Source organism: Streptomyces sp. NPDC003016, assembly GCF_053591455.1.
Genome location: NZ_JBSFTV010000018.1, coordinates 144,723 through 154,346 on the forward strand (window position 1 = coordinate 144,723; position 9,624 = coordinate 154,346).

The following is a 9,624-nucleotide window of genomic DNA, read 5'->3' on the forward strand; positions in this document are numbered from 1 at the left end:
TGGCTGTTCGACACTGGGTGCAGCCTACGCAGCTTCACCCGCCGGTTTCGTCCATACGTCAGACAAGGCCCTCTGTCCAGGACAGCACCAAGGGGTGGGCTTCGCCACAAGGCGATGCCCACCCCTCGATGGTATGGCCGGCGCGGATCAGCCCGCGGTCGGCGCCATGTCCAGGCCGTAGCCGGGCAGGACGTTCTCCTTGAGGTTCTCCATCGTCGCCGTGCCCGGCTCGATGCCGATGACGCGGCCCTTGAACTTCTCGCCCTTGCCCTTGAGGTCCTCAAGGGTCCTGACGTCCTTGACGTACGAGGGGACCGCGACCTCGATCGACGTCGGCCCGTACCAGGAACCGGTGTCGGTCAGCTGGTCGCCGTACTTGTCCCAGTAGTTCTTCCGCGTGTACGGCAGCCGGCCGTCGAGCTGCACGTCGACCTGGCCACGGGCCATCGCGGCGTGCATCGGGCCGACCTCGAACCGCTTGAGGCTGACCGTGCAGCCGCGCTCTTCGAGGACCTCCTTCCACAGGTACGTGGCGGCGATGTCCTCCTCCCACGGGAACCAGGCCATCTCGATCGCGCGGTCGCGCTAATCCTTGCCGTCGGCGGCCTTGGAGGTCCTGGCGACGGGCGCCCACCGGTCGGCGAGGCCCGGGTTCTCCTCGAGCCAGGCGCGTACGGCGTCCTGCTCCTTGCCCTTGCCGCCCGCCTGGATCGCCGCTTCGAGACCGGTGAGCTGCTCCTCCGTCATCCTGAAGTCCTTGAGCCACTTGCCGACGGCCGGGTTCTCGTCGGAGAAGCCCTCGCGGGTCAGCGTGTGCACGCCGTCGCCCTTGCCCCAGGCGCCCTTCGGGTCCTCGAGCTTCTTCAGGTCGTAGGTGCTGTACGCCCAGTGCGGGGACCACAGCGTGGTGACGACCGGCTCCTTCTTGGCGTACGCGCGCTTGAGCTCGGCCAGCATGCCGGGCGTGGAGCCGTCGACGACCTCGTACTCGCCCTCCAGGCCGTACTCCCCCAGGACCTTGTCCTTGAGGAGGCCCATCATTCCGGCGCTGGGCTCGATGCCGATGATGCGGCCCCTGAACTTCCCGCCCTCGCCCTTGAGGTCTTCCAGGGAGTCGATGCCCTTCATGTACGAGGGGACGGACAGCTCCAGGGAGGTCGGGCCGTACCAGGAGCCCATGTCCTCCAGCGTGTCCTGGTACTTCGCCCAGTACTTCTCGTGGGTGACCGGCAGCCAGGCGTCGGTCTGGATGTCGATCTGGCCGGTGGACTGGCCGGTGTAGAGCGAGCCCGCCTCGTACTGCTGGGCGTCGACCTCGTAACCGCGCCGCTCCAGCAGTTCCTTCCAGAGGAAGGTGGAGGCGATGCCTTCGTCCCACGGGATGTAGCCCATGGAGATCCTCTTGCCCTTGCCGACGTTCGTGGGGTCGTCGTCGGCGGTGGCGGACTTCGTGCCGCCGAACATGCTCAGGCCGCCCGCGACGAGGGCGAGGACGACGACACCGGTGATCGCGACGACCGGCTGCGGGCGGTAGTTCCAGATCTTCGGCCCGCCCCTCACGGCCCTGGCCTTGGCGAGCGCGCGGCGGCCGAGCGGGGAGACCTGGTGGCCCAGGGCGCCGGTCATCCGGTCGAGGTACATGGCCAGGACGACGATGGACAGACCGGCCTCGAAACCGAGACCGACGTCGATGTTGCCGAGCGCGCGGTAGACCGCGCCGCCCAGGCCGCCCGCGCCGACCATGCCGGCGATGACCACCATGGACAGGCCCAGCATGATGACCTGGTTGACACCGGCCATGATCGTCGGCAGCGCGAGCGGGAGCTGCACGCGCAGCAGGGTGTTGCGCGGGCTCGTGCCGAACGCCTCGGCGGCCTCGACGAGGTCGCCGTCGACCTGGCGGATGCCGAGCTCGGTCATCCGGACGCCCGGGGGCAGCGCGAAGATGATCGTCGCGATGATGCCGGGGACCGCGCCGACGCCGAAGAAGAGCACGCCGGGGATCAGGTAGACCATCGCCGGCATGGTCTGCATGAAGTCCATGACGGGACGCGTCACGGCGCTGACCGTCTTGGAACGCGCGGACCAGACGCCCAGGGGGACGGCGATCACGAGCGTGATGATGGTCGCGACGAGCATGAGCGACAGGGTCGACATGGCGTCGTCCCACATTTCGATCGAGTCGATCAGCGCGAAGCCGGCGAAGGCGAGGACGCCGGCGGTCAGACCGCGCAGCCAGCACGCGACGACGGCGAGGATGCCGACGAGCAGCAGTGGTTCGGGGGCGGCGAGAACGGAGTAGATGCCGTCCTGCATGCCGCTGATGACGGTGCCGGCCGCGTCGAAGACCGGGGAGAGGTGGGTCTGGAGCCAGTCGACGGCGCTGTTGACCCACTCGCCCATGGGGATCCTAGGCACCGGCGATCACCTTGCTCGTGGAGTCGCTCGTCGAACCGGTTGCCGAACCGGTTGCCGAACCGGCTGTCGAACCGCTCGTGGAGTCGGCTGTCGAGCCGCCGGGCGCCGTGCCCCCGGAGGGTTCCGCCGACGCCATGGGCTCGCCGAGCGCCGCGAGCAGCCTGGCGGGCGGTACGACGCCCACGAGCTTGCCGTCGGCGCCGGTCACGGCGACGGGCGCACCACTGGTGGAGCAGGGGGTGAAGAGTTCGACGACCGGGGTGTCCTCGGAGACGGTCGCGGGGGCGGCGTCCAGCACGTCCTGCGCGTCGCGCAGCTGCCGGCCGTCGGCCGTCTGCGTACCGAAGACGGTCTCGGGGGCGTCCATGACGGCGCCCGCGGTGAGCACCCGGGAGCGGTCCACGTCCTGGGTGAAGGAGGCGACGTAGTCGTTGGCGGGGGTGACGAGGATGTCCTCGGCGGTGCCCAGCTGGACTATGCGTCCGTCGCGCATGACGGCGATGCGGTCGCCGAGGCGCATGGCTTCGTTGAGGTCGTGGGTGATGAAGACGATGGTCTTCTTCAGCCGCTTCTGGAGTTCGAGGAGCTGGTCCTGCATGTCGCGGCGGATCAGCGGGTCGAGGGCGCTGAACGACTCGTCCATCAGCAGGAGGTCGGCGTCGGTGGCGAGCGCGCGGGCCAGGCCGACGCGCTGCTGCATGCCGCCGGACAGCTCGTCGGGCCAGGACTTCTCCCAGCCCTTGAGGCCGGCGAGCTCCAGGGCCCCGGTGGCGCGCTTCTCGCGCTCGGCGCGCGGGACGCCCTGCACTTCGAGGCCGTATCCGGCGTTCTCGAGAACGCTCCGGTGCGGGAAGAGCGCGAAGTGCTGGAACACCATGCTGATCTTCGAGGAGCGCACCGCGCGCAGGGCGGCGGGGCTCAGTGCGGTGAGGTCCTGACCGTCGAAGAGGACCTTGCCCGCCGTCGGCTCCAGCAGCCCGTTGAGCATCCGCAGCAGCGTGGACTTGCCGGATCCGGACAGTCCCATGACCACGAAGATCTGTCCCGGTTCGACGGTGAACGAGGCGTCGATCACGGCGGCCGTCGTCCCGTCGGCGCGCAGCTCGTCACGGCCGGCTCCGCCTTCGAGCTTGCGTACCGCCTCTTCGGGTCGGGTGCCGAACACTTTGTACAAGTGATCGGCCTGCAGCCTGGACACATGTACCTCACGCGTTGAACCGAGAACGGCCCACCACTCCCCCGGCCGGTGAGCCGTGGAGCAGTAGGGATCCGGCCCGTTTCACCCCTCAAGAAGTTGAATTCGAAATAGGGTCTGCTCCGAGCCGGCCCCTGCCCCTCGTTGCATAATGCAAACACAGGAGTGATCCAGGTCACTTCCGGCCGCTTTCGCGGCGTGCGGCATGATCGGGGTGTGACGCGACGCCTGATGCTCCTCGACACCGCTTCCCTCTACTACCGCGCCTACTTCGGAGTCCCGGATTCCGTCCGGGCCCCGGACGGTACGCCGGTCAACGCCGTACGCGGTCTGCTCGACTTCGTCGCACGGCTGGTCCAGGACCACCGGCCCGACGAACTCGTCGCCTGCATGGACGCCGACTGGCGGCCGCACTGGCGGGTCGAGCTGATCCCCTCCTACAAGGCGCACCGCGTCGCGCAGGAGGTCGCCGCCGGACCCGACGCGGAGGAGACCCCGGACACGCTCGCGCCCCAGGTGCCGGTCATCGAGGAGGTGCTCGACGCGGTCGGCATCGCCCGGGTGGGCGTCGATCCGTACGAGGCCGACGACGTGATCGGGACGCTCGCGGGCCTCGCCACCGGGCCCGTCGACGTCGTCACCGGCGACCGCGACCTCTACCAGCTGGTCGACGACGCCCGCGGGGTGCGGGTGCTGTACCCGCTGAAAGGCGTCGGTTCGCTCCAGGTCACCGACGAGGCGTGGCTGCGCGGGAAGTACGCCGTGGACGGCCCCGGGTACGTCGATCTGGCGCTCCTGCGCGGCGACCCGAGCGACGGTCTGCCGGGCGTCCCCGGGATCGGTGAGAAGACGGCCGCCAAGCTCCTCGACGCGTACGGCGACCTGGCCGGGATCATGGCCGCCGTCGACGACCCGGCGTCGAAGCTGACGCCCTCGCAGCGCAAGCGGCTGGACGAGGCGCGGGACTACATCACCGTGGCGCCGAAGGTGGTGCGCGTCGCCACCGACGTACCGCTGCCGGACTTCGACCCGGCGCTGCCGGCCGAACCGCGGGATCCGGCGACACTCGACGGGCTGGCGGCGCGGTGGGGACTGGGCGGCTCGCTGCAGCGGTTGCTCGGCGCCCTCCACGGCTAGAGTGGTAACTTAGGTAAGCCTAAGCACCGACAGTCAGGGAGAGCGCCGTGGCGGAACGACCGGCCCGTAGGACACCGCAGGCCCGTGAGGCCCGGGTGGTGCGCACCGAGCGGATCACACCACACATGGTGCGCGTCGTTCTGGGCGGCGACGGGCTGACCGGCTTCGCGGCCGACGAGTTCACCGACCACTACATCAAGGTGCTGTTCCCCGCGGCGGGCGTGACGTACCCGGAGCCGTTCGACATGGCCCGCATCCGGGAGGAGTTCCCGGCGGAGCAGTGGCCGGTCACCCGGACGTACACGGTGCGCGCCTGGGACGCCGTACAGCGCGAACTGACCGTCGACTTCGTGGTGCACGGCGACGAGGGCCTGGCCGGCCCGTGGGCGGCGCGGGTGCGGCCCGGCGAGACGGTGCGTTTCCTCGGTCCCGGTGGCGGCTACGCGCCGGACCCGACGGCCGGCTGGCATCTGCTGGTGGGCGACGAAAGCGCGCTTCCCGCGATCGCCGCCTCCCTGGAGCGGATGCCGGAGGGCGCCGTCGTGCACGCCTTCGTCGAGGTGGCGGGGCCCGAGGAGGAGCAGAAGATCGCCACGCCCGACGGGGTGACGGTGACCTGGCTGCACCGCGGCGGCAACCCGGTGGGCGAGGCCCTGATCGGCGCCGTGCGCGGCCTCGACTTCCCCTCGGGCGACGTCCACGCCTTCGTCCACGGTGAGGCGGGTTTCGTGAAGGACCTCCGCCGCCACCTGCGCATGGACCGCGGGATCGCGCGCGAGCGGCTCTCCGTCTCGGGCTACTGGCGGCTCGGCCAGGACGACGACGCCTGGCGCGCGGTCAAGCGCGAGTGGAACGAGCAGGTCGAGCGCGAGCAGGAGCCCGCCGCCTGACCCCGCTCCTTTCCCCCGGTCCGTACGGACGCGCCCCGGCCCCCTGCTGACACCGGTCAGCAGGGGGCCTCACGGGTCCCCCTCGCCCTGATCGCCCTCCTCGGCCCTCCTCGCCCTGCGAACGGTGAGGGCCGAGGCGATCATGAGGAAAGAAACTTTCTGCGCACCGGACCAATCCGGCGGGACGGCGGCTCCGAATGTGCGATGAAGCCTGCCCCGGGCCCGGTTCGGTCCGGCCCGGCCCGCACCGTGGAGGAAAGCCGCGTGAACGAAGTCGTGCACATCGGGGGAATCGCCCCGGCGCCACCCGACCTCCAGAAGTTGCTGGGGAAGGTGGCCCGGGGTGACCAGGATGCCTTCAGCCAGGTCTACGACGCGGTCTGCGGGCCCGTACTGGGCCTGGTGCGCGCGGTGCTCCGCGACCCGGCCCAGTCGGAGGAGGTCACCCAGGAGGTGCTGATCGAGGTCTGGCGGGGCGCCTCGCGCTTCCAGCCGTCCCGCGGTTCGGCCATGACGTGGGTCCTCACGCTGGCGCACCGGCGGGCGGTGGACCGGGTACGGTCCGCCCAGGCCTCGTCGGACCGCGAGCGGAAGGCGGCGCTGCTGGAGCACACGCCCGCCTTCGACGAGGTGACCGAGGAGGTGGAGAGCCGGCTCGAACGCGAGCAGGTACGGCGCTGCCTGCGCACCCTCACCGAACTGCAGCGGCAGTCGGTGACGCTCGCCTACTACCGGGGGCTTGCCTACCGCGAGGTGGCCGAACTGCTGGCCGTACCGCTCGGCACGGTCAAAACACGCCTGCGCGACGGACTGATCCGGCTGCGCGACTGTCTGGGGGTCGGCGCATGAGCACCGCGGAGCTGCACATGCTGACCGGGGCGTACGCCCTGCACGCCCTGACCGCCGAGGAGCGTGCCGAGTTCGAGCTGCACCTCAAGGACTGCCCGTCCTGCACGCAGGAAGTGCGTGAACTCACCGCCACCGCGGCGCGGCTGGGGCTCGCGATGACCGTGACACCGCCCGCCGTCCTCAAGGAGCAGGTGATGCGACGGATCCCCACCGAACGCCAGGACCCGCCCAAGGTTCCCCTGCCCACCCAGATACCGTCCCCCAGGCGCCGGAGCCGCGCCCTGCCACGCCTCGTGCTCGCCGCCTGCCTGGCCGCGGCCGCCGCCTTCGGCGGGGCCGCGGTGTGGCAGCACCAGGAGGCGCAGGACGCCCAGGAGCAGGCGCAGCGTGCGCAGCAGCAGTCCGAGACGCTTGCCTCGGTGCTCGCCGCGCCCGATGCCAAGGCCACCACGGGAAAGATCGCGGACGGCGCGACCGGCACGGTGATCGTCTCGCGTGAGCGCGACAAGGCGGCCTTCCTCGCGTCCGGGATGCCGGAGCCGCCGAGCGGCAAGGTCTACCAGCTGTGGTTCGACGACGGCGGCACGATGCGGTCCGCCGGACTCGTGGACCGGTCCGCGCTCTCGGGGCCCGCGGCGGCGGTGCTGATGGACGGCCCGGTCGGCACGGCCCGCGGGATGGGCATCACCGTCGAACCGGCGGGCGGCTCGGCGCAGCCGACCACGGACCCTCTGGCCCTGATGAACTTCCGGACCGCGTAGGAGCACCGTCCGCCAGGAAGACGCAAGGACGGGCAAAGGCACGCAAGGCACACAAGAGCACGCAAGAACGCGCAGGATGAGGACAGGGAACACCCGCATGAGCGCTGTTGCCGTCGTGCTGTTCACCTCGGATCTGCGGCTGTACGACCAGCCGGTGCTCCGCGCGGCGCTGCGCCGGGCCGACGAGGTGGTGCCCCTGTTCGTCCTGGACCGGGGTGTGGCCCGGGCCGGCTTCGACGCGCCCAACCGCCGCGCGTTCCTGGCCGACTGCCTGGCCGGCCTGGACGCCGGATTGCGGGGTCGGGGCGGGCGCCTGGTGGTCCGTACCGGTGACGTGGTGGAAGAGGTCGGCCGGGTGGTGGCCCAGACCGGGGCCCAGGAGGTGCACCTGGCGGGCGGCGTGAGCCACTACGCGGCGCGCAGGGAGGAGCGGCTGCGCGCCGCTCTCGGGAGCGTGCGATGCGCGCTGCACGTCCACGACGCCGTGATCACCGCGGTTCCCCCCGGGCAGGTCACACCGGCCGGCAAGGACCACTTCGCTGTCTTCACGCCGTACTTGCGCAAGTGGGAAGCGGCCGGTGTGCGCGATGTGATGGCGGCGCCCCGGTCGGTGCGGGTTCCGGACGCGGCCACCGGCGATCCGCTGCCGTCGCGCCGGGCTGTCACGGGAACGTCGCCCGGCCTCGCCAGGGGCGGTGAACAGGAAGGCCGTGAGCGGCTGCGCGCCTGGCTGGCGGACGGCGTCGAAGCGTACGGGGAACGCCAGGACGACCTGTCGGGGGACGCCACTTCACGGCTTTCCGCACATCTGCACTTCGGTTCTCTCTCCGCGACCGAACTGATCCACCACGCACGGCACAAGGGCGGCCCGGGCGGGGACGCGTTCGTACGCCAACTGGCCTGGCGGGACTTCCACTACCAGGTCCTCGCGGCCCGCCCCGCCGCGTCGTGGGCCGACTACCGCACGCGCGGCGACCACTGGCGCACGGACCAGCAGGAGATCACCGCCTGGCAGGAGGGCCGTACCGGATATCCCGTGGTGGACGCGGCCATGCGCCAGCTGCTGCACGAGGGGTGGATGCACAACCGCGGCCGGCTGCTGGTGGCGAGCTTCCTGACCAAGACGCTGTACGCCGACTGGCGTGTGGGCGCCCGGCACTTCCTGGACCTGCTGGTCGACGGAGACGTCGCCAACAACCAGTTGAACTGGCAGTGGATGGCCGGTACCGGGACCGACACGCGCCCCAACCGGCTGCTCAACCCGCTGGCGCAGGCCGGCCGCTTCGACGCCAGGGGCGACTACGTGCGGCGCTGGGTGCCCGAACTCGCCGGCCTCGCGGGGGCGGCCGTCCACCGGCCGTGGACGGTGACGGGTCCGGAACGGGCCCGCATCGACTACCCGGAGCCGGTCGTGGACCTCACTGACGCCCGCACGCGCTTCGAGCGGGCACGCGGTCTGAACTGACCGGCGCCGCTCCCCCGTAAATCGGCTGTCCGCACGAGAATGAATCAGATCGGGCGAACGACCAATCCGCAGCCCCCGTGGCACCGAATACCGGGTGTGAGCAGAGATCAGGGAGCAACGGCAGCGCGCGACCGAGGTCCGCGTGGGGCAGCGCGCCCAGTGCGTGTCCGCCTCGCCGCTCCCGGCGGGCTGCGCTCAGGGTTCCCGCCGCTGTACGTAGCGGAACTCGCCCCGGCGGGCCGTACGGCCGGAAGCGGGTCCTGTCCCAGCCGTCGGCGGCGCGGTCACCGGCCGCGCCCCCGGCCGCGAAGGACCGCGTCGTACGGGCCTCCCGGACCGCCGGCGAACCGGTGCTCCAGCCCGGCACTCCGCGACCCCGCCCCTCTTCACCACCCTTGCTTCCTCACCCCCCCTGTGTACGTATCCCTTGAAGGAGAGCACCATGAACACTTCCCGCTTCCAGCGCATCGCCGTCGTCGTCGCGGGCGCGGCGCTGCTGCCCCTTTCGCTGACCGCGTGCTCCAGCGACGACGGCAAGGACAGTGACGCCGCCGCCACGTCGGCCGCCGAGCAGAAGTCCTCCGACTCGCCGGACTCCGCGACGAGCAGCAACGCGTCGACCATGGACAAGCCGTTCGGCCCGGGGTGTGCTTCGGTCCCGGAGGACGGTGCGGGCAGCTTCGACGGCATGGCCAAGGACCCGGTGGCGACAGCCGCGTCGAACAACCCGGCACTGTCGACACTGGTGACCGCGGTCAAGAAGGCCGGTCTGGTCGACACGCTCAACAACGCCGAGAACATCACGGTGTTCGCACCGACCAACGACGCCTTCGCGAAGATCCCCAAGGCCGACCTCGACAAGGTCCTCAACGACAAGGCCACCCTCACCAAGATCCTGACCTACCACGT

General features: G+C 70.9%; 7 protein-coding genes and 1 pseudogene. 6 read left to right on the forward strand and 2 right to left on the reverse strand.

The features are described 5' to 3' along the window. Positions 1 to 168: 168 nt before the first annotated feature. Together ACWDZ4_RS17895 and ACWDZ4_RS17900 are read right to left on the reverse strand one after the other, a co-directional pair. Positions 169 to 2,418 (reverse strand): annotated as a pseudogene (locus tag ACWDZ4_RS17895) (glycine betaine ABC transporter substrate-binding protein); the annotation flags it as partial. Next, positions 2,411 to 3,616: a quaternary amine ABC transporter ATP-binding protein gene (locus tag ACWDZ4_RS17900; RefSeq protein ID WP_451509341.1), complete on the reverse strand. Its 1,206-nt coding sequence runs from the start codon at positions 3,614 to 3,616 to the stop codon at positions 2,411 to 2,413. The gene ACWDZ4_RS17900 and the pseudogene ACWDZ4_RS17895, both read right to left, overlap by 8 nt. Before the next feature lie 228 nt (positions 3,617 to 3,844). Here ACWDZ4_RS17900 and ACWDZ4_RS17905 point away from each other — a divergent pair, with 228 nt between their 5' ends. The 6 genes from ACWDZ4_RS17905 to ACWDZ4_RS17930 all read left to right on the forward strand — a co-directional run. After that, the gene (locus ACWDZ4_RS17905) at positions 3,845 to 4,750 is read left to right on the forward strand and encodes a 5'-3' exonuclease (protein WP_451509351.1); all 906 of its coding nucleotides are present in this window, start codon (positions 3,845 to 3,847) and stop codon (positions 4,748 to 4,750) included. A gap of 47 nt (positions 4,751 to 4,797) precedes the next feature. Then, positions 4,798 to 5,640, forward strand: coding sequence for a siderophore-interacting protein (locus ACWDZ4_RS17910; protein WP_451509342.1), 843 nt, complete (start codon positions 4,798 to 4,800; stop codon positions 5,638 to 5,640). Between the two features lie 264 nt (positions 5,641 to 5,904). Further along, entirely contained in the window at positions 5,905 to 6,489 is a 585-nt protein-coding gene (locus tag ACWDZ4_RS17915) for a sigma-70 family RNA polymerase sigma factor (protein WP_451509343.1), read from the forward strand. Next, a complete protein-coding gene (locus ACWDZ4_RS17920; protein ID WP_451509344.1) occupies positions 6,486 to 7,250 on the forward strand; it encodes an anti-sigma factor in 765 nt (254 codons plus the stop codon). The genes ACWDZ4_RS17915 and ACWDZ4_RS17920 overlap by 4 nt, the downstream gene beginning before the upstream one ends. 97 nt (positions 7,251 to 7,347) lie before the next feature. After that, positions 7,348 to 8,715, forward strand: coding sequence for a cryptochrome/photolyase family protein (locus ACWDZ4_RS17925; protein WP_451509345.1), 1,368 nt, complete (start codon positions 7,348 to 7,350; stop codon positions 8,713 to 8,715). A 442-nt stretch (positions 8,716 to 9,157) separates the two neighbouring features. Further along, positions 9,158 to 9,624: fasciclin domain-containing protein (locus ACWDZ4_RS17930; protein ID WP_451509346.1), on the forward strand; the 467-nt coding region annotated here is incomplete at its 3' end.